We start from the raw sequence: 25529 nt of genomic DNA, 5'->3' as shown, positions 1-25529 counted from the left end.
AATTTTGGATTCGAGGGGTACCTTATGAACGAACGCAGAATTGCTCTTATGAGGATACTGGATTCCCGAAAAAAATATACGGCGCGTGAGCTGGCTGAACGTTTTGGTGTCTCTGTCAGGACAATACAAAGAGATCTCGACTATTTGCAGCAGACCGGGTTACCCCTTTATACCGAAATGGGTCCTCATGGCGGGTATCGGGCACTCCCCAATCGGCTTCTTCCTCCCCTTCATCTTGCTCGCGACGAGGCTCTGGGTCTTTTCCTCATGCTGCAACTGTTGGAGAACATTCCAGATATCCCTTTTGGCTCGGTTCGTGGACATGTATCCGAGCACTATTATGCCGAGCTTCCACAGGATGTGCAGGACAGTATTGATCAATTAAAGGAGTACATTTCTTTTCGTATGCTACCCACTCACGCAGAGTCACCCTACACCTCAATCATTTTGGAGGCTGCGCTGAATAAGCGCCGGGTGAACATGCATTACCGCTCCGCTTCCGGTGAAAAGTGGACTGAAGTATATCCGATTGGACTGTATTTTGATCACGGATATTGGTACATGCCAGCGCATAGCAGAGACCGCATCATTCTGTACCGTTCAGATCGGGTGATTACAATAACGATGCTGGACGAAACCTTGGACAGCCTTCCCACACTTCAGGAATGGTTGGCTTCGGAGGATTCCCGTACAGGAATTCCGTCTAAAATAAAATTTACCGCATTGGGTGCCAGGCTGGCCGGATCAGATGCCCTCTTCCAAAATGTTTCCCATCAGGAAGGGAAGGGTCAGGAATGGCAGGGATATATTCCGGTCGAAGAGTTTAGATATGTGTCCCGACTTTTGCTAAAATACGGGCCAGAGGCTGAGGTCATATATCCGAAAGAACTGCGGATGAGGGTCAAGGAATTGCTGCAAGACAGCCTGAACCCTTATCTGAAGGATGCAAAAGCAGATGATGAAGAAAAAGACAATTAATCCTGTAAATTGATTCTCTTATTTATAGTTAACCACATGAATATTTAAGGTTATTAACTTATGACTTTCCATTTATTTTTGTGATAAAGTTTTGAAAAGAGCCCGTTTTCGTATATGATGAAGAGTAATAATTCAAAAGGCTGGACGGGAGACAGATATGAATCAACCGCTTTATGGAATATGGCTCGGAGATGTGTTTTTTTGCTTTTCTGGTGAGACGTCGGAACCACGTATCGATGCGTGGAGCAGTGTAATCCGCAGGCTGACGCTAAAGGGAGACCTTCGGCCGTTTCGGCAGGCTGCGTTGCGTCTTGCTGAGGTACGGATACCGAACACTGCTCGTGTGGAAACCGCGGGCAGAGGTGGCAAAAGACGTTCCATGCTGGGGCGTACATTGGAGGGTTTGGCGCTGGAACCGCGCGAGACGATGGCACTGCTGACCCGCATGGACGAGAAGGGCTGTGCGGCATCGGGCATTACGCTGGGCGAGGAAATGCAATATTGGCAAAAAGCCGCTTATTTTGCGCTAGAGCTGATGCAACGGGGCGAAATTGCGCCATCGCTTACAGAGGCGCGTCCATCGGGACCGCGTCGTCGTGGTCCGGAAGCGGCTGTCGGGGTGTGGATTCCTCGACTGTGTCAAGAGGAGGACATACGCCGCTTTCATGAGCTGGCTGCTGCGATGCCAGCTGTTTGTATGGCGGCTCCGGCCGTTTTTGCGGGTAAGGAGCCTGAAACACGCGAGGATGCAGCCGGAATCGTGCTGTACTCCTTCTTGTGTGCGGTCATCCATGCGGAAACGACCGCGGTGCTGGCAGCATCAGACCGTGAGCTGGGTCGATATCGCGCAGAGTATCGGCGCGGAGGATCGCCGCTGGCGGAGCTGTGGTGGAACAGTCTGCTGACAGGTTCCCGCCCGGTGGCGATTCAGGGAACGCCCGCGGAGATGGAGGAGCTGGTGCTTCAAGCGTCCTCTCTTGAGGGAAGCGCAATGCCTGTCACGGAACGGGAAGACAAGGAGCCGATAGAAGGGCAACTGCGGTTGTGCCTTCGTTTGGAGCCTTCCCTGGAAGAGAGTGTCAAGGATTGGCGCATTACCTTTTGGGCAGAAAGCGATGCTGAGCCGGGGTTGCGACTGCCTGCTCTGGCACTGTGGGCGCATCCTGAACGTGATCTGGTTCGAGGCGGAATTGTATATCGTCAAGTGCAGATGCAACTGCTAATGAGGCTCGGACAGGCAGCTGAAGCGGCACCTTTATTGCAAGAAGCGTTGAACCGCCCTTATCCCGAAGGGCTGACACTGGAGCCAGAGTTGTTCTTCCGCTTCCTGACGGAAGCCGTTCCCGCATTACAAAAGAACGGTATCACCGTGCAAATGCCTTCACGCTGGAGCCGGGAGGGCCGAAGACGTGCAGGTTTGCGGCTCAAAATGCGTTCGACAGAGCAGGGTGCCAAGCCAGATGGTGTGATTGCCGATACATCGTCTGTCGGCATTAACCGCATGATTTCGTTTGATGCCGAGGCTGTGCTGGGTGATACGACTTTGACGATGGAGGAGCTGGAAAGCATCGTCGCGGCCAATTTGCCGTATGTACGTCTCGGAGGGGAATGGATCGAGGTCGATCCTAAGGAAATTCGTCAGGTGCTGCGCTTTATCAAGCGCGGGGAAAACGGTGAGATGAGCTTGTCCGAATGGATGCATCTGGCTGCAGAAAATGAAAGTGCAGGCGAGGCCTCGTGGAAAGGCTTGTCCATCTTTGGCGCGGAATCCGCCGGATTGCTTGCGTCTTTGGCTGAGGGCGGCGTACTCCGTTCGGTAGAGCCGCGGCCTGTGCCGGAGACGCTGCATGGCGCATTACGGCCCTATCAAGAGCGAGGCTTTCAATGGTTGGCCGCGATGCGCGGATTGGGCTTTGGCGTCTGCCTTGCGGACGACATGGGGCTTGGTAAAACGATTCAGGTCATCACCTGCCTGCTCGACGGTGGCATCGGCGCAGATGATCAACGTCCGGCGTTGATCATCTGTCCGACGTCCTTGCTCGGCAACTGGCAGCGCGAGTTGAAGCGTTTTTCACCGGATTTGTCACTGTATATTCACCATGGCAACCAGCGACTCCATGGCGAGCTGTTTCAGGAAAGTGTACGTGAGTATGATATCGTCCTCACTACCTATCATTTGGCGGGCCGGGACGGCAGCGATTTATCTGCGGTATACTGGTCCTCTATCGTGTTGGATGAGGCGCAATATATAAAAAATGCACGAACAAAGCAAGCACAAAGCGTCATGAAGCTGTCTGCTCCACACCGGATTGCCATGACAGGTACTCCGGTAGAAAATCGGCTGAGCGAGCTGTGGTCTATTTTTCAATTTCTGAATCCAGGTTACCTCGGTACGGCTTCTTCATTCCGCCAGCGTTACAGTCTGGCAGGAGAGGAGCGGGGGTCCGCGTTGCGTGAGCTTCATCGCCTCGTCTCCCCGTTCATGCTGCGTCGTCTCAAAAGCGACCCAGATATACGCAAGGATTTGCCAGAGAAGCTGGAGTTGAAATCCTACTGTGTACTGACACCAGAGCAGGCCGGATTGTATCGGGGCGTGGTGGATCAATTATTGGGAACACTGGATGGGCAGATCGGTATGGCTCGCAAAGGGCTTGTTCTATCTTCGCTGACCAAGTTGAAGCAGATTTGTGACCATCCGGGTCTGATCATTCCGGGCCGGGCTGATAGTGGTAAAACTGAAAACTCGGGCAAAATGGAGCGACTGCTGGAATTGGTAGAGACGATTCGCGAGAACGGCGAATCGGCGCTGATATTCACCCAATATGTGTCGATGGGAGAATTGCTGGTCTCTCGTTTGGCCAAAATCTTCGGGGAAGAGCCGTATTTTCTGCATGGAGGACTGGCGAAAACCAGACGTGATGAAATTGTTCACAACTTCCAGCAGGGAGAAGGACCGAATATATTCGTACTTTCCCTGCGTGCAGGTGGCGTGGGCCTGAACCTGACACGCGCCAGCCATGTCATTCACTATGACCGCTGGTGGAATCCTGCAGTGGAAAACCAGGCGACGGACCGCGTATTCCGTATTGGTCAAAGCCGCAATGTACAAGTGCACAAGCTGATTTGCCAAGGTACACTGGAGGAGCGGATCGACGAGCTGATCGAGAGCAAAAAGGCACTTTCCGAGCAGGTTGTCGGCTCCGGTGAACATTGGCTCACCGAAATGTCTGATGATGAATTGCGCGGTCTGATTGCGCTGCAAAATGATGTATGGATTGAGTGAGCAGAGAAAGGATGAAGGCGATGACGAGGCCGCGAGTGAAGCTAAAAGTAACTGACGGTCAATGGATAGCGGAATTAGACGGATTGGGGTTGGAAGGCGAATCAACGGGTGTACCTTCCACACATGCTGTCCAATGGACTGGCCCAGCGCCTGTACTTAACCCCGAACAGCGGAAGGCATGGCTGGAGCAGCTAAAAGCAGATCCTTTGGATATCTACCATTTTTTGCAAGGGAAAACCTGTCTATCGCTGGATGAGATCGTTCAGCTAGCAGCTGAGACAGCCACTTCCAGCATGGAGGATGGCGTGGGTGTAGTCGACGAGGTGAAGAAAGCTCTTCAAGCCGGTCTGGAAAGCGAGCCGCAGACCTGTCTGGAACTAATCGGAATGACGCGGGAAGAGCTGCTGGAGTTCGTATTTAGTGCTTGGGCCGGAGAGTTATCCCATGTGCAGGGGACATCCCCTGCGCTTGAGTCTACCTCACGGCAGGAAGGCGGACGCAGCGGATCGGCAGCGATTAGCGAATGGATTGCAGAGTCTGCGGCAGAAGGAGCATTGCATCGTCCCGGTGCGGGCTTTCATGCGATTGAGATTCGTCTGCCGCAGAAGCTTGCTCCTAAGAAGGAAGCGGATATTACGGCTTTGCTGCCGGGTTTACCCCGTGCGGAAGAGGCATTGAAACTCATACGTGAACGGGTAGCCGAGCGGGCCCGAGCTGCAATCCCGCAAAAACGTCATACTCCGTAACAATTCGGGTATATACTTCCTTTTTCGAGTCTATTCGCCTTCATCGAACGGGATAATGGCTTCGAAGAGTGCTAAAAGTTCAGTTACAATGGGGAAACGGAAAAGTGACGGCAAGTCATGCATCAATTGCAATATTGGAGGAGATACCAGCATGAAACGACATATACAACAGACGCGAGCATCTAAGCGCTGGACCAAAGCACTCATTCCAGGGCTGATCCTGCCAGGGCTATTACTGGCAGCCTGCCAGCAGGGAGGATCAGGTGGACAGGAAAGCGAGCCGTTGAAGTCATCTACAGCGGTACAGGAGAATGTACAGCCTTCCGCCCAGCCGGATACGGGCAATGGCAGCACTAGCGCTGGACAAGCCTCTGCAGGTACAGAAAGTGGACAAGCCGACCCTGTGATGGCGTTGCGGAGCCAGAGTGCGCTGCAAGCCACGGTTAAGCAAGAGGATGGAACCGCGATCGTCACTAATGCGACTTCGGATACAGTCGTTGTGAACAAAAAGCGCAGCTTGCCTGTAGGCTATGTCCCCGATGACCTGGTGGAGCCGCAGGTGCCATTTTCCTTCGAGGGACCGCATGAAAAGCGGCATTTGCGTAAGGAAGCGGCAGAGGCACTGGAGAAGCTGTTCGACGGTGCGGAAAAAGACGGCATTGAGCTGCGTGCGGTATCGGGATACCGTTCCTATAAGCGTCAGGTATCTATTTTCAACAACAATGTAAAGACAAAGGGGCAGGAATATGCCTCTAAAGTTAGCGCTGTACCGGGTACGAGTGAGCATCAGACAGGATTGTCCATTGATGTATCCAGCCCAAGCGTAGGTAATGTGCTGGAGCAATCCTTCGGAGCTTCCAAGGAAGGCGAATGGCTGGAAAAACATGCACCGGAATACGGATTTATTATTCGTTATATGAAGGGTAAGGAAGATGTAACCGGCTATGTGTACGAGCCTTGGCATATCCGTTATGTGGGAATAGACATTGCGGAGGATGTAGCCAAGCAGGGGATGACGCTGGAGGAATATTTCGACGAGAACAATATCAAGCTGTAGCAGTGAAAACCAAGCCGTAATCCTAGGGATTGCGGCTTTTTGTCGTGTTTTTCTTCCAAATTGAACCTTTTCAAGGTAGAATCTCGTATAGTGAACGACGACATAAGCGCTTTGATTTGTTGCAAACCTCATGACAGAAGCGTACAGGAAGGGAAGGGAATCATCATTTATTATTCATTAACGTATCGCGAATGGTCGGAAGACACTCAAAAGGAACTGCGCAGCCTGACACGGGAATCCGTATCGGGGGATGAGCTGTTTCTACGCAAGCTTGTAGACGCTACGCGTCTCCATGACAAACTATGGTCGCATATCTCGAATGAAAGTGAGGAACATACGGATCATTCCGTCTATGTGACTGAATTTACAGGGGAACGTGCAAAGCCTTACGGTGCGTCCATCAAAGACCTCGTGCTTGCCAGTGAGGGAGGTTACACTTCCACATACAGTGCAATGTACTGGATATGGCATGAACCTGCATTCCGTAGTATGGATCAGCGGGAAGGTTCGGTATTTACTTTGGAGTTGGCCCAACGGCTATTAGATCACTATACAGTACTGGGTGGCAAAACATATGAATTTATATATTCGGTATTGGACCCTCAGCTGAAAAAGGTACATCTGTTTGTGAAGGAGGTCGATCTGTGATGGAGCATTCTTGGGAAAAGATGAAATCCAAGCCCGGCTCTCGTACACGGATGGCGGCTTTTGCCCTGATGTTGGCTGTCCCAGCTGCTCTGACGGGGTGCGGTGACGACGAGTATTATGACTGCGATGAGCTTCCTGTATCGGAACAAACGGCGTGTCGGGATTCAGGCAGCAGCGGGTATTACTATGGCGGATCGACTTATTATAGTGGAGGCTCCTCATACCATAGCAGTCGTTCATCTTCCAGCTCATACCGCAAAAGCTCATCCTCATCTTCCAGCTCACACAGCGGTTTTGGCAGCAGCGGCTCACGCAGCGGCTTTTTCTCTGGGGGTTAAGATGAGCATGCGTACGATTCGGCAATTGCCTTATGAACATGATGAGCTTTTTAAGGGTGAAATCAGCCGTATCATCCCGTATCACCGCATGTATGGCAAATCCTATTGCGTGCCGGCCTTAACGGTATATCGGGAAAGCGAGCTGGCAGAGCTTCAGGTTGCTTCTGAGGCGGTACATCGTATTTATCGCAAGGTTCAGCAATTCGTTCAGCGCTATATGCCTGATGAATACCTGGTGGAACGGTTGGGGATTCATCCGGGCTTGCTGCGTGCTGCACGTATGGAGGCCGAGCCGGATGGGATAACCCGCCAGGACTGGATTGTGGGGGAAGCGGGTATCAAGTGCATTGAGAATAACACCGATACCCCAACCGGGATTCCCGAGGTGGCTTATCTCGAAGGAAAGCTGCTGGAGGTGCTGAGTAGGGATGGAATGTCGGAAGATGACAATGCACTACATGGGCCCTCATCTGGAATGGACGAGGCGATTCAGTCTGCCTTGACGGAGCTTATTCATTTTTATAGTCGCAAGGGATTAGGGACAAAGGTGTATTTTGCTTGCTATGACTGGCACATCGAGGATCAGACCAACACCAAATATATTATGCATTTATGTGAACAAGCCGGATTCGAAGTCGTTTATGCTCCTTTGGAAGAACTGGAGATTATCCCGAATGAAGGATTGTATCACCGGGGAGAGCAGATCCACATTCTCTATCGCCTGTATCCGCTGGAATATCTAATTGATGACCGGGAAGAGAATACGGGGCTTGAGGTGGGGCAGGCGCTAATGGATATGGTGGCAGACGGGAAAATAGGATTAATCAACCCGCCACAGCATATCATTACCCAGAGCAAAGGGTTCACCGCAACCGTGTGGTCACTGTATGAGCGAAATGAGCAGACACCAGAGTTCTGCGGTTTTCGCTTGTTTGACGATCGCGAGCTGGAGGTGATACGAACCTACCTGCTGCCTACGTATTTTGAACCCTCGGTGTTTATGCAAAATAAAGAGCCTTATGTGGCCAAAGGTATATGGGGTCGGGAGGGTAAAGGGACGCACTTGATTGAACATCCTCAATCCGAGGAGATGCTGAAAGTCGCTTTGGGAGAGGTTGAACCTGCGCAGACTGACAACCCTGATCTGCTTCACCAAGCTGATACTTCACGAACGCCTGAGCAGGAGGAAGCCGCACATATTGCCGCTTATTACGAGGGACAGCCTAAGATTTATCAGCGGCTGTGGCCGATGCAGAGTGCAGAGGTACAGACCGAGGAAGGGCTATTCCACGGCTATGTGCTGACAGGTATATTCGTGATCGGGGGGCGTTTTGCGGGTGTCCTGCCGCGAATCGGTGAAAAGGTAACAGGTGATATGGCCTACTATTGCGCCGCCGCCGTTGCCACCGCACCTCCTAATCCGCACGTTATATAAGCTGAATTAAAAAAATGTAAAATATTCGAACTTATCTGTTCATTTACAAGTGAGGATTTGGCAAAATCCTGAAGTATCATAAGGAGGAAGAAAATTGGACTCTTATATCAGTTTGGGCAACGCATTGGGCAATGTAGGTATCGGCCTGCTTATCCTGTTTGCCATCTTAATCGTAGGTTATTATGTGTTCAGCTTGCTGACACGTTATAACGATAATCAAGAAATCGCACGCGGCAATGAGGCGGCAGGCATCTATATGGGTGCAAAGCTGCTAGGTCTGTGTATCATCGTGGGGATGGTGTCGTACAGCAGTCATTCATGGCTAGATATGCTGACCTGGTCGGCTGTGGGCATTGTAGTGCTGTGTCTGGTCTATGTGATTTTTGATCTGGTGACGCCGCGTACCAAGGTGTGCGAGGAAATTGCCAAAGGCAATGTGGCTCTGGCACAGCTGCTGCGCTCGATCATCGTCGGGGTGTCTTTTGTGGTAGGTACATTTTTGATGTAGTCGATATAGAGAAGGAATACCAAGGATCTGCAATACCGGACAACGGAGCTGCAGATCCTTTTTTTATGGAACATTGCATTCACTGCCCGGCATCAGACTGTTGAATTGAAGGTTGCAACGATCACTTCCTGTGGGGACTATTCTATAAAGCAACGGGTGATACTGCATAGCAAAAGGAATTTGCTACAGAGTTCAAACCAAATAGAAGAGAAGGGAATTCTGAACATATGAGTACCTCCACCTCCCCAACCAAACAAATTCGGATGGGTATCATTGGCCTGGGTCTTATCGCTGAATATCACATAAGATCACTGCACAGCATCTCGGGGGTATCTATTGTGGCCGTTAGTGATGTGAATCCCAATCGCCTTCAAGCCATCGGAGAACAATTGCAACTGCCTGCTTCCAAGCGGTACGCCCATTATGAAGCATTAATCCGTGACCCAGAGGTAGATGCGATTCTGTCGCTGACACCCAATGATGTGCATTTTGACATTATTCGTATTGCGCTGGAAGAACACAAAGCTGTACTGGCAGAAAAACCATTGACTCTCACATGGGAGGAAGCGGATCAGTTGAAAAAGCTATATACAGCGAATCCGGTGCCTTTACTGGTTCACTATAAGCATCGCTACGGCGCGGCCTTCCAATATACAAAGCAACTGCTGGATGAGCAAAAGCTGGGCAAAATCTATAACATTCAATTTCGTTATCTAATGGATGCATTTGCGCCGTATCGTCAGCATCCGTATACATGGCGTCACAATTTAGCCAAGGCTGGTTCTGGAGTAGTGGGGGATACAGCATCCCATATCATTGATCTGGCCCGTTTTCTGGTGGGTGAATTTAAAAGTGTCGCAGCGCTGCTACATACCATTACACCCGAGCGGTTCGATCCGATCACGGGTCTGCCTGTAAAAGTGGATGTGGAAGATCTCGCTGCCTTTCATGGCATCGTAGGCGACAATACCGTGGGAACCTTTATCACTCATAAAAATGCCATCGGCATACGGCACGATATCGAAGTCGATATCTATGGAGAACTTGGCACACTGCACGCCAGCCTCAATAACCCGGAAAGTATCCGCATCGTGCTGCGTGACCTGGAACACCCGGGTGCCGAATACGAGAGTTGGGCTGTCCCTGTAATCTATAATCATACGGCTTATGAAGATTTTGTTGAGCTGGCAAGGGGAAAGTCTGTGGATCGTGCTCCCATATTCGAGGACGGCTACAAAAATCAGTGGGTACTTGAGAAAATACTGCAATCCTGGAAAGAGAATGGACGTTTAGTAGAAATGTAGGAGATGTAAGGGGAGTCGCTGAAATTCCAGCAATGACAAAGAGTATAAACATGCTGTGACCCGCAAGAGGGTTCCTTGGAAAGAGCAGCCATCTTGCGGTTTAGCAATTCAATATCTGTAAAGACATCTTTTTCATCATTTTTGCATCGCCACGCTTATATCACTTCAAATCAATCCTGCCTCAATCTTTTCAATAATGGTCAGCAAGAAGGATTCAGCTAAGCTGTTTTTCAAAATGGCTTGCTTGGCTTCCTCCAGTGTAAACCAACGTGCTTGATCTACCTCCGTACTAAGAACATCTAACTGATCGTCATTCACAATGGATACAAAATTCAGCATCAGTGTATTGCTTCGTTCAAAATACTCGCTGCGCATATATTGATACTCATCGACTTGTAATCCTACTTCTTCCTTAACTTCACGCACCAATGTCTGCTCGGCGGATTCACCCTTGTTCACATAACCTGCCAATAAAATGAAGCCTTGAATATTGTACTGCTGTATGAGCAGCACCTTATCTCTCTGACTATTCAATACAGCGGTACTGATCGCAGTGCTGAATATCGGGAAACGAAAGACCTGGCATGTATGACAAAAGGGGATAGGGCCTTCGCCTTCACACTCCTTCACCATCAATTTTGTTCCGCATTCATAGCAATATTTCATGTAAGCTCCACCCTTGTATCCCATTTTTAAAATTGTAAATGTTGCTTTTAATGCTGTGTTTGTACTGCAATACTCATCATCTTAATTCTACGATCATTGTTCTGTCTACGGACGCTTTATTTCTTCTCTTGGTCTTTATCCCTTTTCTTGCTGCGTTCTTGCCCGTCTAGCCCCGATCAGCCGCCAGCCTGTTAACAATGCCGCCACAAGACAGATGGACGCGGACGTCATAAAGACTACATGCATGCCTGACAGAAAAATTTCTGGATGACCCGAGACCAAGCCGGTGACCCGATAACCAGCCTCTTTACTCATAATATAAAAGAGGATGGATGTGGCCAAAGTAATCCCCACAACCATACCGACGTTGCGAACCAGCGAATTGACACTCCCGGCTGAGCCGAGCTGTGTGCGGGGTACTGTAGACATAATCAGCGAGTTGTTCGGCGATTGAAATAAACCACTGCCAATGCCCAGCATGGCAATCCACAGACCCACGAGCGGGATAGAGCTGCCTGCATGCAATTGGGCCAATCCAATTTGGGCAATAACCATAACGACCAGCCCGGCGAATGTAAGCAGTTCAGATCCGATTTTATCGGAAAGCGCACCGCTGAGAGGGGCCACAATAACCATCGAGATGGGGAGCAGCATCAGCAGGAACCCGGCATGAAAAGGCGACAAGTTCAGCATATTCTGCGCATAAAAGGGCGAAATGATGTTAAAGCAAAAGTTAGCGACGAACACCAGAAAAGCACACAAAATACTGAGCGAAAATAACGGATTTTTGAATAGCGCGAGCTGTAAGAGCGGCCCAGGACGACGAAGTTCCAACCTAATGAACATGGCAAAAGCAACTACAGCCACCACCAGCGAAGCAACGATGCGTTTGTCGCCATACCCGACCTGCTGTCCCAGCAACAATCCGACGAACAAAGTGAGAATAAAAATAGCAAATACCAAGCTACCGGGAACGTCAATTTTATCTTTCACCTTGATCAAATCCTTCGGCAGAAGCTTCCAGCCAAGAAAGACAGCGACCAGCCCTACCGGTACATTGACCCAGAAAATGTACTGCCAGCCCAGCGACGAGACAATAATACCGCCCAAGCTTGGCCCGGCGATACTGCCCAGAGAAACGAAGGTTCCAATGAGGCCAAGTGCTTTGCCCCGTTCATTGGACGGGAAGATATCTGTCACGATCCCCTGGCTGTTCGCCATGGTCATGGACGCCCCAAATGCTTGAATAATGCGGGAAATCAGCAGCATAGAGAGCGAAGAGCTAAGACCGCACATTAGGGAGCCAAGAATGAATACGATTGTGCCGATTTTGAATATTTTGATTTTACCGACGATATCTCCAAGCTTGCCAAAAAATAAGATAGCGGTACATATCGCCATTAAATAGGCGGTTGTCACCCATTCAATCTGTGCCACGGGTAAATGTAGCGTGCGAGACAACACAGGAAGAGCGATATTGACGATGCTTCCATCCAATGTGGACATAAATGTAAACAGATTCAAAACAATTAAAATTAGCCAACGTTTCTTCTGGACTTCGATATTCTCTTGATAGGTTGTAGCAGCTGTAGCAGTTGAACTCATCATTACACCTCGTTATCGTTAACAATTTCTATTTAGTTGCACGCGCAACTAAATGAACGGTTCTAGTGTACAGCAAATTAGTTGCGTGCGCAACAATATTGTTGTAAACTTTGCTTTGGTCCCAACTGGGGATTTGTCATTTTCAAGCCAATGAGGTGTATTTGATGAGAAAAAAACCGATTGGAAAGCTAATTTCCCACTTGTACCGTCGAAATCAAAAAATACTGTCCAAAAAACTGGCCCCTTACGGAATCGGCAGTGGAGGACAACACAGCTTTTTAAAGCTCATTTTGCAGCGGCCAGGCATTACACAAGAGCAGTTGACGAATGAACTTAAATTTGACAAGGCAACCACGGCACGCTCTGTAAAACAATTGGAGGAATCAGGCTATATTGAACGGAAAACGGACCCAAATGACCGCCGTTCCTATCTTGTATCTCCCACGGCCAAGGCGTTAGAGTTTGCCCCTGTCTTACAAGGAATACTGGATGAGCTCAATGTCAGCCTTGTCCATAAACTATCCGAAGAGGAAGAGGATCTTCTTATCGACTTACTGCAAAAGATTAGTATAGACCCTGACGAATAAACAAATAAATAAGGAGTTAGCCAGAGGATCGTGGCAGGTAAAAGAAAAAGCAGCCCTCATAGAGGATACTCTGTGAGGGCTGCTTGATACCACGTCATTCAGTCCAAGCCAATTCCTTTGAACGCATTCGTGACTAATTGTCGCACATAGGAATCGTCTAATGGATAACCGGTTACCAGCAATCGATAAAAAACCGGCCCATAAATGAGATCAATACATAATTCAATATCGAGATTTTCCTTCAATTCTCCGCGCTCTATTCCGCGCTCAATAAGAAGCCTGGCCTCAAGTCGCCGAGGGTGGAAATATCGGGTCCGGTATGCCTCTGACAATCCTGAATCAAGTTGCCCTTCGCCTATTAACTCCGTAATGATTTTACCCTCTCGGCTTATTAAGAACCGCATTAAATTCGTGGCATGAATGAGAATGTCATCTAATACACAACCCGTGTCGGGCACGGGCAATCTTGCTATGGTGGCTGACAGGAAGCCATCCATTACTACTGCAGCTTTGTTGGGCCACCATTTATAAATGGTGGCTTTGCTAACTTTCGCTCGCTCAGCGATTTTTTCTACCGTCACCGCCCCAAAGCCTTGCTCCAACAGTAGATCATAGGAAGCGTTAAGGATAGATTTTTGCGTCTCGACATTACGTGGACGTCCTCTTTTGCTCTGCACTGGAATGCTCACCTTCTTAACAGATATAAGTAAACGCGTAAAATAAACTATACGTTCAGTATATCAAATATCATGTGAAATAAAAAAAGTTGATTTTGCCTATTTACAAAACGAAACGTTCAGTATATTATTTGATTATCGAATTAATGAACTATACGTTTAGTATTTAAATTAATGAGGAGGATTATCATGCAAAGAGAACAACAAGCCTTAGAAAGTAACCGTATCTCAAATTGGATGATGTTTTTGTTGGCAGCCGCATGCGGCCTTATTGTTGCCAACCTGTACTATGCTCAAACCCTTGTAGGACCTATTCACGTTGCTATGGGTCTTTCTTCTACAGCAGCGGGCTTCATTGTCACCTTGACTCAAATCGGTTATGTGGTGGGATTGCTATTTATCGTACCGCTCAGCGACATTATTGAAAATCGACGGCTCATGGTCATATCGTTAATCATTACAGTCTGTGCCTTGGTTGTTGCCGCTTTTGCCACCAATGCCCCGTTGTTCCTGACCGCATCCTTATTCATTGGAATTGGATCTGTGGTAGCCCAAATACTGGTGCCGTACGCCACCTATTTAGCATCCGAAGAGCAGCGCGGCCGCGTTGTTGGGAATGTCATGAGTGGACTCTTACTAGGCATTATGTTCGCACGGCCAGTAGCAAGCTTTATCACCAGCATCTGGGGATGGCAAGCCGTATTTATTTTGTCAGCCATTGTCTTGACGCTGTTGACGATTCTGCTCTCCCGAGCTCTTCCAGAGCGCAAGCCTGTGCCTACGGTATCTTACAGTAAATTAATTTTCTCGCTAGGCACTCTTTTAAAACAAACGCCTGCACTGCGCCGCCGTGCCCTGTATCAAGCCTGCCTATTTGGTGCCTTCAGCCTATTTTGGACTGTTGTTCCTCTACGTTTGGCGGATGATTTCGGAATGTCTCAACAAGGGATTGCATTGTTTGCTTTAGTAGGCGTAGGCGGTGCAGTAGCTGCTCCGATTGCCGGGAGATTGGCTGATAAAGGTTGGAGCAAAGGTTTAACCGGGTTAGCTATGATCATTGCAGCCTTGTCTTTTTTGCTCATCTATCTTTTTCAAAGTCATTCGACGGTTGCGCTCGTACTTCTCTTTATTTCAGCGATTACACTGGATATGGCTGTATCGGGAAACCTTGTACTTGGACAGCGTGTGATTTACTCCTTGGGAAGTGAGGCGAGGGGGCGTCTGAACGGATTATTCATGTCTATTTTTTTCATAGGCGGAGCGATTGGATCATCATTAGGCGGTTGGTCGTATGCGTTAGGAGGTTGGAATTTTAGTTCTCTGATTGGAGTCGTCCTGCCTGTGCTGGCTTTGCTGTACTTTTTCACTGAGAAAGAAACGAGTGGAGACGTGCGAAAGAAACAAACCACCTGATAGAGGTCAGCTTTAAGCTATGCCGTACGCAAAAACATAATGATTAAAATGGCTGTTCCCAAGAGAAAACAAAGGGGCGAGTAGAGCACAGTGTCCCACTTTGCAAAAACAGTTCCTTTTTTTCTCTTGAAAAACCCTACCCATTTGAAATCTCCTATAGAACGTAAAATAAATACGCACGACAACAAGCCTGCACCGTAGGAATGAAAGGTACTGAAAATCAGGAATTGTGTAACTCCACCTAGTTCTAGGACGAACCAAGCGGCTAAAGCTAGTAGAATAGCTACAATTGATGTCCCTATCTTGGAGGGCTCAAAGAGCAAAGCCGTTCCTGTGCTTGGGATCGCTGCCTTTGCACCTTTTTGTCCGCCAAATACCCAATATAGATGCATGCCGCTCAGTACCCATAGAATTCCGCCTACTGCCCATGTAAGTAACTCCAACATGTGGCATCCTCCTTAATTGAATTCATTCGAAATCCACTCTGTCCAAATCATGTGAATATGCTGTTGAATGGCTTCGTCACTTAATGTCTCTTGCTTGTGACGCTCATACCAGCCTAAGTAGTAATGGTACAACATCCATGATCTCTGAAAGGCTTTCTCTGGCTGCATTCCCTTCTGTATTAGAAGCTCTTTCATAAACTCCATTCTCATCTGTTCAACTTCATTGAGCAGGGAACGGTAACTATCATCCTTCAATGACAGTTTTCGCAGATAAAACAGAAAATCTCCTCGTCTCGTTTTCCCGAACATCTGGGTTAACAACTCTCTGATCCGCTCATCTGCGGCAGCATGGATGATGGACGCTGCAATAATCTGTTGTGTCGTCTGTTCCTTCCATGTCTCCACAATCTGTCTAATGTAGCTGCTGCGATTGTTAAAATACCAATAAAAACTGCTCTTACTGCACCCTAGAGAAACGGCCATTTTCTCAACAACAAGTTGATCTATTCCACCCTGTTCAAAACATTCGATTCCTTTCTGAATCCATTGTTCTTCTGTGACAATAATTTTAGGCATCTCTCCTTCCCCCTTTCTGTACGGTATCGTCTAGATAAGTATATATTATAGTGTTTCTAGAGCTGTGTAAATATGGGCACATGAGCTCCCTTAGCTAGCTGATGCATAGGAGGCATGAAATTACATAAACGCCCACTTGAAATACCTGCGAATTTGATCTATAATGCTGTAGCATATAGTGATATTCAAGGCATTGACCAAAGACATGATTTCCTTGAAGGGCCGTTCAGAGAGAAAAGACGAGGCTGAGAGCTTTTCCGGCAACCGCATGTGAAGTTACCCCTTTGTAGCCGTGACGTTGAACATGTAGCTGTGTAATCTGGCAGTAACATCAGTAAGCGCCTACCGCTTTATCCCCGTTAACGGATACCAATGGAGGGTCACGCATGTCGTGCATGAGCATGTTCCGATGAACATAAATGTACGCACAGGAGCGGGCCGAACTAGGGTGGAACCACGAGCTGAACGCACTCGTCCCTTGAGGGAGAGAGGCGTTTTTTTTGCGTTCAATTTTGATATAGAACACAATTTGAAATGGAGGCTTTAATCGTGAGTATTCAAGTGAAATTGCCAGATGGAGCCGTACGCGAGTACGAGCAGGGCGTAACGATCGCCGACGTGGCGGGTTCGATCAGCTCCGGGCTGAAAAAGAACGCCGTAGCAGGTAAAGTGAACGGGAAGGCTGTAGATCTGAACACCGTTTTGGATCAGAACGTTGACCTTGAAATCATTACGCTGGACGGTGCAGACGGTCTGGAAATTTATCGCCACAGTACAGCGCATTTGCTCGCTCAGGCGCTCAAACGCATTTACGGTGAGAAAAACGTGAAACTGGGTATCGGTCCGGTCATCGACAGCGGCTTCTACTATGACATTGATATCGAAAACCCATTGTCCGTTGACGACTTGGCCAAGATCGAGAAGGAAATGACGAAGATCGCACAGGAAAATCTGCCGATTACACGTCGTGTGGTCAGCCGTGAGGAAGCCACTCGTATTTTTGGAGAGTTGGAAGATCCACTGAAGCTGGAACTGATTCGTGATTTGCCGGAAGAAGCGGAAATTACGATCTATGATCAAGGCGAATTTTTTGACCTGTGTCGTGGCCCGCATTTGCCATCTACTGGCCGTATCAAAGCATTTAAACTGTTGAGTGTAGCGGGTGCATACTGGAGAGGCGATTCCAACAACAAGATGCTGCAACGTATCTACGGAACAGCATTCCCGAAAAAAGCACAACTGGATGAGCACCTGCATTTGCTGGAAGAAGCGAAAAAACGCGACCATCGCAAGCTGGGTAAAGAGCTGGAACTGTTCATGTTCTCCGAAGAAGCACCAGGCATGCCGTTCTATCTGCCTAAAGGTATGGTTGTCCGCACTGCATTGGAAGATTACTCCCGTGACATTCAACGTCTGCATGGCTATGAGGAAGTACGTACACCGCTGATGATGAACAACCGTCTGTGGGAACAATCGGGACACTATGAGCATTACAAGGAAAACATGTACTTCTCCGAAGTGGATGAAACTACATTTGCTCTGAAACCGATGAACTGCCCAGGGCATATGCTTGTGTTTAAAAATGAGCTTCACTCTTACCGCGATCTGCCAATTCGTATAGCCGAATTTGGACAAGTGCATCGCCATGAGCTGTCCGGCGCGTTGAACGGTATGATGCGTGTTCGTACATTCTGTCAGGATGATGCGCATATTTTCGTCACACCAGGTCAGATTGAACAAGAAATTACAGACGTAATTAAGCTGATTAACGAAATGTATAGTGTGTTTGGCTTTGACTTCACAGTGGAATTGTCCACACGTCCAGATGACTTTATGGGCGAGCCAGCACTGTGGGATCAAGCGGAACAAGCTCTGCAAAACGTGCTGGATCACCTGGGCATCAACTACCGTATTAATGCGGGAGATGGAGCATTCTACGGTCCGAAAATTGACTTCCACATTCTCGATGCGCTCAAACGCAGCTGGCAGTGCGGAACGATCCAATTGGACTTCCAAATGCCTGAAAAATTCGACCTGACTTATGTGGGCGAGGACAACCAGAAGCACCGTCCAGTCGTTATTCACCGTGCCATCTATGGTTCGATTGACCGCTTCATGGGCATCCTGACTGAGCATTTTACAGGTGCATTCCCATTGTGGTTGGCTCCTGTTCATGCGAAGCTGTTGCCAGTATCCGAGAACTATATCGAGACTGCCAATGAGATACAGGATGCGTTGCTGAAAGCAGGTCTGCGCGTCGAAGTGGATACTCGCAATGAGAAGCTTGGTTATAAAATCCGCGAGGCGCAATTGGAGAAGGTTCCATATATGTTCGTTATCGGGGAAAATGAAAAAACAACCGGTACTGTAGCGGTTCGTAAACGCGGCGAAGGCGATCTGGGATCACTCAGCATTGCGGATATCGTTGAGAAAATCAGCACAGAGATTCGCGAGAAACAGTAATATTTGATCAGAAAATGTGTAAAAGAGCCATCAGAACCATGATGAACGTGGTTTTGATGGCTCTTTTTTGTACCCAATACATAAGAATCCAGCGTAAGAATGAACCATAGTTGTTGCAGCCTCGACTGAATTCTTAAGTTATCTTTAGCAGGTTTGTGGCCGTGAAGTGGCGTGATCTGCAGGGAGGGAGAGTGTCTTCAAGGACGTCTCTTCGGATTGTTTCGCCGGGGATTCTTCCGCATCCTGTTCCTCGCTAAGCGATAAAATTTCGCCGCGCAACTTCAGCATTTTCTGATCCAACTCGTAGGTTGCACGTGCGGCTTCGGTCAATCCATTAACGACATGTTCAGGCACTTTCTTATCGAACTTATAGTACAAAATATGCTCCATACTAGCCCAGAAATCCATAGCCAATGTGCGCAATTGAATTTCAACCTTGATCCAGCGTGTGCCTTCAAACAGGATCAGCGGAATTTCCACAATGACATGCAGGCTCTGGTAGCCGTTGGGCTTAGGATGGGCTATATAGTCCTTGACCTCCAGAATACGAATGTCTTCCCGTGTGTGAAGATGATCCATCAGACGGTAAATATCTTTCACAAAAGCGCATACCACGCGCATTCCCGCGATATCATGAATTTCACGCAATATATTGTCCAAGGTCACTTCATGCCCTTTGCGCCGAACCTTTTCCACGATGCTGTGGGGCTCTTTGATCCGGGTTTTAATATGCTCAATCGGGCTAAAACCGTCTAACAGCTTCCATTCCGTCTGAATCAGCTTAATTTTATTCTTTAATTCCTCCAGAGCCAGCTGATAAAGGACGGGAATCTTTCTCCACTCCTCTAGTTGCTTGGCGTCGACACTGTTTTGATCCAGCTGTAGCTGAAATTCCTGCAAGGGTAATGGGACAGCATTCAGGTGCTTCCAATCCGGTTCATTCACAGAGCATTCTCCTAAATGAGGCTTATGATGTCCTCGATCTTTTTCGTAAAAATGCATTATCGTATACATTGTACACTATGTCAAAACCTACAGGCAAAGGAGAGACGTTCAAAGAAAAAAGAAATACGACAAGAATTATAGTGGTAAAACCGAGTAATCCGATGTATAATTACAAAAATGCTGATTTGGAGCATTTAATTCTTTAAAAAAACACAAATGTAGAGTATCCATCATTAGATTAAAAATATAAATTACAGAAAAGAGGAAAAGAAAAATGGCAAAAGTAGAAAGTTTTCAATTAGATCACACGATTGTAAAGGCTCCTTATGTAAGAGCAGCGGGAGTAGAGCATGACGAAAAAGGAAGCACAGTACAAAAGTATGACTTGAGATTTTTGCAACCCAATGAAGATGCACTTCCGACGGCAGCTGTACATACGCTGGAGCACTTATTAGCAACGTACCTGAGAGATGAAATCAAAGGAATTATTGATATCTCTCCTATGGGATGCAGAACGGGGTTCTACTTGATTTTGTGGAATGAACACGAGCCAGAGGAAATTGCACTCGCTTTGGAAAAAACTTTGAAAAGAATTCTGGAAACGACAGAGGTTCCGGCTGTTACTGCTTTGGAATGTGGGAACTACAAGGACCACTCTCTTTTTTCCGCGCAGGAATATGTGAAGATTGTATTGGAAGCTGGTATTAGCCGCGATCCTTTCGAAAGAGTACTTTAAAATCTATGATTTCGATTGACCTATCTCATCAGACAGCGGTAGTGACAGGCGGCAAGTCAGGCATAGGCAAGGGAATTGTAGAGCTTTTCATTCAAAGCGGAGCTAAAGTGATTTCTGCTGATATTTCTTATGAAGAGCCGTATAGAGTGGTCAATCCACAGTTGGTTGAAACGCAATTGGACATATCCAAACCGGATGATATCGAAAGATGGTGCGATCTACTAATCAGCGAGGCGGGAGTTCCTGATATATTGGTGAACTGTGCTGGTACTTCTACGATGGATTATGTCATTGATAGTGAGTTAGCTGATTGGGAGAAAGTATTTTCGATCAATTCAACTGGGCTGTATGTAGCGTCCAAACGGTTTGCCAAGGAAATGGTGGATGCGCGCAAACCAGGACGAATTATCCAAATTGCTTCGCAGGCTGGAAAAAATGGATATCGGGCCATGGGCGGATACTGTGCTTCCAAACATGCGGTTCTTGGCTTGACCAAGGTGATGGCCATTGAGCTTGCTCCGCATCAAATTTTGGTGAATGCGGTTTGTCCAGGTATCGTAGAAACGCCGATGAAACATCGTGAACGGATTGAAGGGGGCGTCATTCGCGGAATGACCGCTCAAGAAATATACGAAGAAGATTGTTCACAGGTACCTTTGGGGAGAACGGCCGAGGTGGAGGATGTCGCCAATGTGGTGCTGTTTCTGGCCAGTCCGCTCTCAGCATATATGACAGGACAAGCGATTAATGTTACAGGTGGAATGACGATGCACTAGCATACATGATCTGGGGGAAAACAACATGAAGAAATCGTTCGTTTTACTATTAGGGATTAGTTTATTATTGGTTGCCGCAGGATGCGGTAATAAAAGTTCAGACAGCAATGGCTCCAGCGCCGCTTCCGGTTCGGAAACGCAAAAAGTAGTCATCGGCTCCATGGGCTCTGACGCCCAGATCTGGAAGCATATTGCCCAGTCTCAGGCCGCCAAGGATGCCAAGCTGGACATTGAAGTGAAAGAAATTAACGGCGGAATCGAAACGAACAATGCGACCAAAGAAGGCGAAGTAGACGTGAATGCATTCCAATCGTGGGCGTACCTGGTTAGCTATAACAAAGAGAGCAAAGCTGATTTGAAGGCTATAGCCACAACCTACCTGGAACCCATGGGGATTTATTCGCAAAAATTCAAAAGCATCGATGAAGTGACCGACGGGGCTCTGGTAGCTTTGGCAGATAACCCAGCCAATACGGCAAGAGGTTTAAAGTTATTGGAAGCATCCGGTTTGATTAAGCTTAAGGCTGACTTTAATGATGCCTTGGGTACAGTCAATGATATTACTAGCAATCCTAAAAACCTGAAATTTGAACTCATTGATGACAAAACAGGACCACGAGTGATTCAAGATGTAGGCTTGGTGCTAATTGGGAATACGATTGCTTTAGAAGGGGGCCTGAATGTACTGAAAGATTCCTTGTTCCATGAGGAGATCAGTCAGGCAACCAAAAATAATATTAACGTTCTGGTTACTTCATCTGATAAGGCGAATGACAAAGGGCTGCAAAAGTTAGCGGATCTCTATCATAACGAGGATACTCAAAAATACATTAAAGATGAATTTGGCGGCACCAAAGTAGAGGTTAAAGAGCCGGTTTCTTATTTGGAAGGACAAACTACAACAAAATAAACTTATGAGATCAGCCAGTTTTTCTGGCTGATCTTTTTTGTTCGTAAGAGCCCCGTACCGGTAGTCGGGTAGAAGTCATCTCTGCTCTTGGACTCCACGCCGAATATGTGACAAACGTTGAGTTGATGTCTCCCATCTTCCACATGAGCCAGTGATTGTATTTTTAGTAGTCGACTTGAGTTTGAGTATGGGTTTCGGTTCGATAATGTTTGGGGGAGAGTCCCTTTACCTTTTTAAAAATTTTTGAGAAGAGTAAAGGGTCGTTATAGCCGACTGAACGGGAAATATCACCGATCGAAAGTTCAGCGTTTCCCATCATTTCACATGCTCTGTTGATCCTATAGCGAACCAAATAATCCTGAATACTTGTGTTCACTTGTTGTTTGAATAACGAACATAAATAGCTTCGATTGAGTCCGATAAAATTTGCAATGTGCTCAATGGTAATTTTCTGAGCATAATTCATTTCGATAAAATCCTTCACTTTTTCCACGTAAATTTCCGACCGGCTTTCCTTTTGTTCGGGAGGTGTTACCGGACCGAATTCTATAAGCTCCGATATCATTAAGCAAAGCAGACCGGTCAGTCTGGTTTCCCGAGCTTTATGGCATTCACTTGATTCGTTCATTCGCTGCAAATACTGATGAATCAAATGGTCTCCTTCAAAGTTGAGGATTGGACGCGTCATCGTTAGACCTGCTTGCTTGAGGAGTGTTTCTGCCAGTGCCCCGTCAAATCCAAACCAGCAATAAGACCAAGGATTCACTACATCGGCTTGATAATAAGTAATGACCTGGGGGCAGATTAGAAACCACTGTCCTTTCCGCAAGCGATAACTGAACCCACCGACCTCGAAGGTACCTTCTCCGTCCAAAATATAATGAAGCAGATAGTGATCTCTTATCGCAGGTCCAAAAAAGTGACTCGGTATGCATTCCTCTATGCCAAACTGAGTTAGATACAATTCAGAATGCTGTTTACTACGCGGCAAATATTCTATCACGCTAAATCTCCTTATGTAAATTATCAAGCATTATAACATAAATAGTGAGCACCATGCCATGTACTTCATATCTAAAGTTAATATATCATTTCTATAGAACCTATTGCGAATATTATGAGGAGATTATCAAGCTTTACACCATGTGAACTTAGTTGATGGCTGCTACAAAAAGGTTCTTCTATGTACCTTTTTAGGTGCGGATTTCCGAGAGGTATGATCTAGAGGAAGGGGTTATTTTTCCATGGGTATCATTGTTCAAGAGCAAACGGGGCTGTTTCATTTGCAGTCGTCGGACATGAGTTATATTATTCAGATTGTAGATGGATTTCCTGTACATGTATATTGGGGAGGCAGGCTGAAGCACCGTGAACCCATGGCCGATCTATTGCTTCACACTCCTGCAATGGTTGGATTGGATCGGTTGCCGCAAGAATATCCGCAGTATGGGAGCGGGGACTTCCGTAACCCGGCGTATCAAGTAGAGCTTGAGGATGGAACTCGTATCACGGAGTTAAAGTATAATGGCTACCGAATCACTAAGGGAAAGCCATCATTAACCGGGCTTCCGGCCGTATATACCGAAAATGAAGGCGAAGCGGATACGTTGGAACTGGAGTTACAAGATGACTTTTCAGGCCTTAAAGTTGTTCTTCTTTATACCGTCTTCACGGATCGAAACGTAATCGCTCGTTCGGCTCGTTTGAGTAATGCGGGAGCCAAGAATCTTCGGCTTCTCCGTGCTCTAAGTGCCAGTGTCGATTTTTCAGGTAAAAGCGATTTAGAGTTCATGTATCTTTCGGGAGCATGGGCTCGGGAGGGGAATATTACCCGCAAACCGATTCTTCAAGGTGAAACCCGAATTGATAGTAAAAGGGGCATGAGCAGCCATCAACTCAACCCTTTTGCTGCATTGGTCACTCGGGGAACAACGGAAAGCTATGGTGAGGTATTCGGCTTTAGCCTCGTGTACAGCGGGGGCTTTGAGGCGGGAGCAGAAATAGATTCATTCGGCTCTACACGGTTTAGCATCGGCGTGAACTCCTTTGATTTTTCGTGGTTACTGAGCCCAGGGGAGAGCTTCCAAACGCCAGAAGCCGTTATGGTTTACTCCGGTCAAGGACTGGGAGATATGTCGCGGACGTATCATCGCTTGTATCGGACTCGACTTTGCCGAGGGAAATACCGGGATGAAGAACGCCCTATTCTGGTCAATAACTGGGAAGCTACCTATTTTGACTTCAATGCAGATAAGTTGGTATCGATAGCGAAGGAGGGGGCAGAGCTAGGCATCGAACTTTTTGTCTTAGATGACGGTTGGTTCGGAAAACGGGATTCCGACAATTCGTCTCTCGGCGATTGGTACGAGGATCGTCGGAAGCTGCCAGACGGACTCGCGGATGTCGCGAACCGTATCAATCGGCTGGGCCTTAAGTTCGGGCTCTGGTTTGAGCCAGAGATGATCTCTCCAGACAGCGAGTTGTACCGGGAGCATCCAGATTGGTGCCTTCACGTTCCAGGACGGCGACGCAGTGAAGCCAGATGGCAGTTGGTGCTGGACTATACTCGCAAGGAAGTACGCGATTACATCTACGATTCGCTGGCTGCCATTTTCTCCAGCGCCCCAGTTTCTTACGTGAAATGGGATATGAATCGCTGCCTGACGGAAATCGGTTCCGCAGCTCTGCCGCCGGAGCGCCAATCTGAGACTGCCCATCGCTATGTTCTTGGATTGTATGAGCTGCTGGAGCGCGTCACCACCGAATTTCCGCATATTCTTTTCGAGAGCTGTTCAAGTGGCGGAGGACGTTTTGACCCAGGCATGCTTTACTACATGCCTCAAGTCTGGACTAGTGATAATACCGATGCGGTGGAACGCCTGAAGATTCAATATGGAACTAGCCTTGTCTATCCTGTAAGCGCCACCGGAGCGCATGTGTCAGCAGTTCCGAACCATCAAGTTGGACGCATAACACCCCTTGATTTTCGAGGTGATGTGGCCATGTCCGGAAATTTTGGATATGAGCTTGATCTCACGAAATTCACCGATGAGGAAAAAGAGACGGTCAAACGCCAAATCGCAGTATATAAGCAGATACGTGGCTTAGTTCAGAAAGGTGACTTGTATCGTCTAAAGAGCCCGTTTGAAGATAACGAATCGGCTTGGATGTTTGTTTCTGAAGACCAAGAGGATGCCATCGTCTACTATTTCCAAGTGATGGCTGTTCCGAACGCGCCTTGGCGAGCCCTGCGCCTTGACGGACTAAATCCAGAGCTCGAATATGAAGTTAAGTCAGGAAATAGCGGGCAAAAGTCTATCCATGGGGGGGATCGGCTTATGAAGTTGGGCCTCCCTCTTCTCTACAGACAAAAAGACTATGAAAGTGGATGGTTCAGGCTTCGGGCAATAAAGCCCGGTAAGGCTTAAAGGA

General features: G+C 47.6%; 23 protein-coding genes. 16 read left to right on the top strand and 7 right to left on the bottom strand.

Annotated features, from left to right (window positions below):
* Positions 1–24: 24 nt before the first annotated feature.
* From MHB46_RS11540 to MHB46_RS11500, 9 genes are all read left to right on the top strand, one after another.
* Positions 25–978 carry a helix-turn-helix transcriptional regulator gene (locus MHB46_RS11540; RefSeq protein ID WP_341162392.1) on the top strand — a complete coding sequence of 318 codons (954 nt, stop codon included), beginning with the start codon at positions 25–27 and terminating at the stop codon, positions 976–978.
* Positions 979–1135: 157 nt separating this feature from the next.
* Complete coding sequence (locus MHB46_RS11535; RefSeq protein ID WP_341162391.1) at positions 1136–4261, top strand: DEAD/DEAH box helicase; 3126 nt, start codon at positions 1136–1138, stop codon at positions 4259–4261.
* Positions 4262–4281: 20 nt separating this feature from the next.
* Positions 4282–5007: a phosphoribosylglycinamide synthetase gene (locus MHB46_RS11530; RefSeq protein ID WP_165178867.1), complete on the top strand. Its 726-nt coding sequence runs from the start codon at positions 4282–4284 to the stop codon at positions 5005–5007.
* 151 nt (positions 5008–5158) lie between these two features.
* Positions 5159–6064 carry a M15 family metallopeptidase gene (locus MHB46_RS11525; protein ID WP_069079829.1) on the top strand — a complete coding sequence of 302 codons (906 nt, stop codon included), beginning with the start codon at positions 5159–5161 and terminating at the stop codon, positions 6062–6064.
* A 90-nt stretch (positions 6065–6154) separates the two neighbouring features.
* Positions 6155–6712, top strand: a complete 558-nt coding sequence (locus MHB46_RS11520; protein WP_341162390.1) for a hypothetical protein — start codon at positions 6155–6157, stop codon at positions 6710–6712.
* Positions 6712–7050 carry a hypothetical protein gene (locus tag MHB46_RS11515; RefSeq protein WP_023986799.1) on the top strand — a complete coding sequence of 113 codons (339 nt, stop codon included), beginning with the start codon at positions 6712–6714 and terminating at the stop codon, positions 7048–7050. The genes MHB46_RS11520 and MHB46_RS11515 overlap by 1 nt, the downstream gene beginning before the upstream one ends.
* Before the next feature lies 1 nt (position 7051).
* Positions 7052–8485 carry a glutathionylspermidine synthase family protein gene (locus MHB46_RS11510; RefSeq protein ID WP_341162389.1) on the top strand — a complete coding sequence of 478 codons (1434 nt, stop codon included), beginning with the start codon at positions 7052–7054 and terminating at the stop codon, positions 8483–8485.
* A 94-nt stretch (positions 8486–8579) separates the two neighbouring features.
* Positions 8580–8993 carry a DUF350 domain-containing protein gene (locus MHB46_RS11505; protein ID WP_341162388.1) on the top strand — a complete coding sequence of 138 codons (414 nt, stop codon included), beginning with the start codon at positions 8580–8582 and terminating at the stop codon, positions 8991–8993.
* 227 nt (positions 8994–9220) lie between these two features.
* The gene (locus MHB46_RS11500) at positions 9221–10297 is read left to right on the top strand and encodes a Gfo/Idh/MocA family protein (protein WP_341162387.1); all 1077 of its coding nucleotides are present in this window, start codon (positions 9221–9223) and stop codon (positions 10295–10297) included.
* 165 nt (positions 10298–10462) lie between these two features.
* Here the strand turns inward: MHB46_RS11500 and MHB46_RS11495 are convergent, their stop codons facing one another.
* Together MHB46_RS11495 and MHB46_RS11490 are read right to left on the bottom strand one after the other, a co-directional pair.
* The gene (locus MHB46_RS11495) at positions 10463–10963 is read right to left on the bottom strand and encodes an NAD(+) diphosphatase (RefSeq protein ID WP_061829990.1); all 501 of its coding nucleotides are present in this window, start codon (positions 10961–10963) and stop codon (positions 10463–10465) included.
* 135 nt (positions 10964–11098) lie between these two features.
* Positions 11099–12568 (bottom strand): MFS transporter, encoded by a 1470-nt coding sequence (locus MHB46_RS11490; protein WP_165179027.1) that lies wholly within the window; start codon positions 12566–12568, stop codon positions 11099–11101.
* A gap of 164 nt (positions 12569–12732) precedes the next feature.
* On the opposite strand from MHB46_RS11490, the gene MHB46_RS11485 reads away from it, so the two are divergent.
* Positions 12733–13155: a MarR family winged helix-turn-helix transcriptional regulator gene (locus tag MHB46_RS11485; protein WP_069290990.1), complete on the top strand. Its 423-nt coding sequence runs from the start codon at positions 12733–12735 to the stop codon at positions 13153–13155.
* 98 nt (positions 13156–13253) lie between these two features.
* Here the strand turns inward: MHB46_RS11485 and MHB46_RS11480 are convergent, their stop codons facing one another.
* Positions 13254–13832: a TetR/AcrR family transcriptional regulator gene (locus tag MHB46_RS11480; RefSeq protein WP_104497208.1), complete on the bottom strand. Its 579-nt coding sequence runs from the start codon at positions 13830–13832 to the stop codon at positions 13254–13256.
* Positions 13833–14021: 189 nt separating this feature from the next.
* Between MHB46_RS11480 and MHB46_RS11475 the strand changes: the two genes are divergently transcribed.
* The gene (locus MHB46_RS11475) at positions 14022–15245 is read left to right on the top strand and encodes an MFS transporter (protein ID WP_025719764.1); all 1224 of its coding nucleotides are present in this window, start codon (positions 14022–14024) and stop codon (positions 15243–15245) included.
* A 17-nt stretch (positions 15246–15262) separates the two neighbouring features.
* On the opposite strand, the gene MHB46_RS11470 is transcribed toward MHB46_RS11475, so the two are convergent.
* Together MHB46_RS11470 and MHB46_RS11465 are read right to left on the bottom strand one after the other, a co-directional pair.
* Positions 15263–15691, bottom strand: coding sequence for a DUF3995 domain-containing protein (locus MHB46_RS11470; RefSeq protein WP_209949314.1), 429 nt, complete (start codon positions 15689–15691; stop codon positions 15263–15265).
* A 12-nt stretch (positions 15692–15703) separates the two neighbouring features.
* On the bottom strand, positions 15704–16267 hold the full coding sequence (locus MHB46_RS11465) for a TetR/AcrR family transcriptional regulator (protein WP_341162386.1): 564 nt from the start codon (positions 16265–16267) through the stop codon (positions 15704–15706).
* A gap of 549 nt (positions 16268–16816) precedes the next feature.
* On the opposite strand from MHB46_RS11465, the gene thrS reads away from it, so the two are divergent.
* Entirely contained in the window at positions 16817–18730 is a 1914-nt protein-coding gene (thrS, locus tag MHB46_RS11460) for a threonine--tRNA ligase (RefSeq protein ID WP_013308583.1), read from the top strand.
* A 144-nt stretch (positions 18731–18874) separates the two neighbouring features.
* Here thrS and MHB46_RS11455 read toward each other — a convergent pair whose 3' ends face one another.
* Complete coding sequence (locus MHB46_RS11455; RefSeq protein ID WP_061829985.1) at positions 18875–19675, bottom strand: GTP pyrophosphokinase; 801 nt, start codon at positions 19673–19675, stop codon at positions 18875–18877.
* Positions 19676–19949: 274 nt separating this feature from the next.
* Between MHB46_RS11455 and MHB46_RS11450 the strand changes: the two genes are divergently transcribed.
* The 3 genes from MHB46_RS11450 to MHB46_RS11440 are packed head-to-tail and all read left to right on the top strand — an operon-like array spanning position 19950 to position 22097.
* Positions 19950–20411 (top strand): S-ribosylhomocysteine lyase, encoded by a 462-nt coding sequence (locus MHB46_RS11450; protein WP_029515967.1) that lies wholly within the window; start codon positions 19950–19952, stop codon positions 20409–20411.
* Positions 20412–20416: 5 nt separating this feature from the next.
* Entirely contained in the window at positions 20417–21187 is a 771-nt protein-coding gene (locus MHB46_RS11445) for an SDR family NAD(P)-dependent oxidoreductase (RefSeq protein WP_165178874.1), read from the top strand.
* Between the two features lie 25 nt (positions 21188–21212).
* Complete coding sequence (locus MHB46_RS11440) at positions 21213–22097, top strand: MetQ/NlpA family ABC transporter substrate-binding protein (protein ID WP_023986814.1); 885 nt, start codon at positions 21213–21215, stop codon at positions 22095–22097.
* Between the two features lie 163 nt (positions 22098–22260).
* Here MHB46_RS11440 and MHB46_RS11435 read toward each other — a convergent pair whose 3' ends face one another.
* Complete coding sequence (locus MHB46_RS11435; RefSeq protein WP_069290994.1) at positions 22261–23100, bottom strand: AraC family transcriptional regulator; 840 nt, start codon at positions 23098–23100, stop codon at positions 22261–22263.
* 241 nt (positions 23101–23341) lie between these two features.
* Here MHB46_RS11435 and MHB46_RS11430 point away from each other — a divergent pair, with 241 nt between their 5' ends.
* The gene (locus MHB46_RS11430) at positions 23342–25525 is read left to right on the top strand and encodes an alpha-galactosidase (RefSeq protein WP_069010820.1); all 2184 of its coding nucleotides are present in this window, start codon (positions 23342–23344) and stop codon (positions 25523–25525) included.
* The last annotated feature ends 4 nt before the right edge of the window (positions 25526–25529 follow it).

The sequence above is a fragment of the Paenibacillus sp. FSL H7-0703 genome (assembly GCF_038003485.1).
Lineage (GTDB): Bacteria > Bacillota > Bacilli > Paenibacillales > Paenibacillaceae > Paenibacillus > Paenibacillus polymyxa_B.
Note: the sequence above shows the minus strand (reverse complement) of the source record. Positions and strands in the feature narration are given on the sequence as shown.

Excerpts from the sequence above, each read along its gene's own strand:
- MHB46_RS11535 (WP_341162391.1), top strand. The coding sequence starts at position 1,136 with ATGAATCAACCGCTTTATGGAATATGGCTCGGAGATGTGTTTTTTTGC.
- MHB46_RS11525 (WP_069079829.1), top strand. The coding sequence starts at position 5,159 with ATGAAACGACATATACAACAGACGCGAGCATCTAAGCGCTGGACCAAA.
- MHB46_RS11485 (WP_069290990.1), top strand. The coding sequence starts at position 12,733 with ATGAGAAAAAAACCGATTGGAAAGCTAATTTCCCACTTGTACCGTCGA.
- MHB46_RS11470 (WP_209949314.1), bottom strand. The coding sequence starts at position 15,691 with ATGTTGGAGTTACTTACATGGGCAGTAGGCGGAATTCTATGGGTACTG.
- MHB46_RS11495 (WP_061829990.1), bottom strand. The coding sequence starts at position 10,963 with ATGAAATATTGCTATGAATGCGGAACAAAATTGATGGTGAAGGAGTGT.
- MHB46_RS11445 (WP_165178874.1), top strand. The coding sequence starts at position 20,417 with ATGATTTCGATTGACCTATCTCATCAGACAGCGGTAGTGACAGGCGGC.
- MHB46_RS11440 (WP_023986814.1), top strand. The coding sequence starts at position 21,213 with ATGAAGAAATCGTTCGTTTTACTATTAGGGATTAGTTTATTATTGGTT.
- MHB46_RS11500 (WP_341162387.1), top strand. The coding sequence starts at position 9,221 with ATGAGTACCTCCACCTCCCCAACCAAACAAATTCGGATGGGTATCATT.
- MHB46_RS11450 (WP_029515967.1), top strand. The coding sequence starts at position 19,950 with ATGGCAAAAGTAGAAAGTTTTCAATTAGATCACACGATTGTAAAGGCT.
- MHB46_RS11430 (WP_069010820.1), top strand. The coding sequence starts at position 23,342 with ATGGGTATCATTGTTCAAGAGCAAACGGGGCTGTTTCATTTGCAGTCG.
- MHB46_RS11510 (WP_341162389.1), top strand. The coding sequence starts at position 7,052 with ATGAGCATGCGTACGATTCGGCAATTGCCTTATGAACATGATGAGCTT.
- MHB46_RS11530 (WP_165178867.1), top strand. The coding sequence starts at position 4,282 with ATGACGAGGCCGCGAGTGAAGCTAAAAGTAACTGACGGTCAATGGATA.
- MHB46_RS11490 (WP_165179027.1), bottom strand. The coding sequence starts at position 12,568 with ATGAGTTCAACTGCTACAGCTGCTACAACCTATCAAGAGAATATCGAA.
- MHB46_RS11540 (WP_341162392.1), top strand. The coding sequence starts at position 25 with ATGAACGAACGCAGAATTGCTCTTATGAGGATACTGGATTCCCGAAAA.
- MHB46_RS11465 (WP_341162386.1), bottom strand. The coding sequence starts at position 16,267 with ATGCCTAAAATTATTGTCACAGAAGAACAATGGATTCAGAAAGGAATC.
- MHB46_RS11515 (WP_023986799.1), top strand. The coding sequence starts at position 6,712 with ATGGAGCATTCTTGGGAAAAGATGAAATCCAAGCCCGGCTCTCGTACA.
- MHB46_RS11475 (WP_025719764.1), top strand. The coding sequence starts at position 14,022 with ATGCAAAGAGAACAACAAGCCTTAGAAAGTAACCGTATCTCAAATTGG.